The sequence below is a fragment of the Candidatus Symbiopectobacterium sp. NZEC135 genome (genome assembly GCF_025962695.1).
Map to the genome: position 1 here is coordinate 1 of NZ_JAGFPF010000626.1, position 1,116 is coordinate 1,116.

The 1,116-nt window shown below is 60.7% G+C and carries 1 protein-coding gene; it reads right to left on the bottom strand.

The annotated features are described in order from the left end of the window. Positions 1–39 precede the first annotated feature (39 nt). Positions 40–1,116: molybdopterin dinucleotide binding domain-containing protein (locus tag J5224_RS29270; RefSeq protein WP_319802508.1), on the bottom strand; the 1,077-nt coding region annotated here is incomplete at its 5' end.

A 1,116-nucleotide genomic window follows, 5' to 3' on the forward strand; every position in this document is an offset into this window, starting at 1 on the left:
CAACGCAGGCGTCCCGGTTGCTGCCGGGACGCCTGAACGTCAGGCGATGCGTCGCTCAGGTTGTGTATCGCGTTGGCTGCGGGTTATGGCTACGGGCACCGATTTTGAGGTCGGCGTAGAGGTTTCATCACCTACGCTGGAGAGCGGCACCAAAGGATTGGTTTCCGGGTAATAGGCGGCCAAATTGCCGCGAGGAATGTTGTAGCTGACCAGGCGAAACCCGCTCACCTTGCGCGTGACACCATCGTGCCACAGTGTCTCGATGTCTACGTTGTCGCCGTCAGCCAACCCCAGCGCCGCGATGTCCTGCGGATTGATAAACAGCACTTCGCGTTGCCCGTAAACGCCGCGATAGCGGTCATCCAGGCCATAAATGGTGGTGTTGTACTGATCGTGCGAACGCAGGGTTTGCAGGGTAAAGGGGGCCTGCTGCGCGCCGAGCTGTGGGAACAGGGTTTTCGGCAGCGGAGCGGCGCAGAAATTGGCTTTGCGATTCGGGGTGTTAAAGCAAAGCTCAGCCGCCGCATTGCCCAGATAGAATCCGCCCGGCTGTTCACAACGGAGGTTGAAATCGTTAAAACCGGGCAGGGTGGCGGCGATGTGATCGCGGATCAGTGAATAATCCCCCGCGAGTGCCAGCCAATCCACCGGTTGGCTGCCCAACGTTGCATCGGCAATGCCCGCGACGATAGCGGTCTCAGAACGCTGCTGTTCTGAAAGCGGATAGCCCACGCCCTCTGAGGCGTGCACCATGCTAAACGAATCTTCCACGGTAACAAACTGCGGACCGCTGGCTTGGATATCGCGCTCGGTGCGTCCCAGCGTCGGCAGGATCAGCGCGTCTTGCTCTCCGGTGATCAGGTGGCTGCGGTTGAGTTTGGTGCTGATGTGTACCGTGAGCTGACAGCGGCGCAGGGCGGCTTCGGTGCGCGGCGAGTCCGGCGCTGCGGCGGCAAGGTTGCCGCCCAACGCGATCAACACGCGAACCTCATCGCGCAGCATGGCTTCCAGCGCTTCCACGGTATTATGGCCGGATTCGCGCGGTGGTGGGAAACCAAAGTGCGCACCGAGGCGGTCGAGAAATGCCTGACTCGGTTTCTCATCAATGCCCATGGT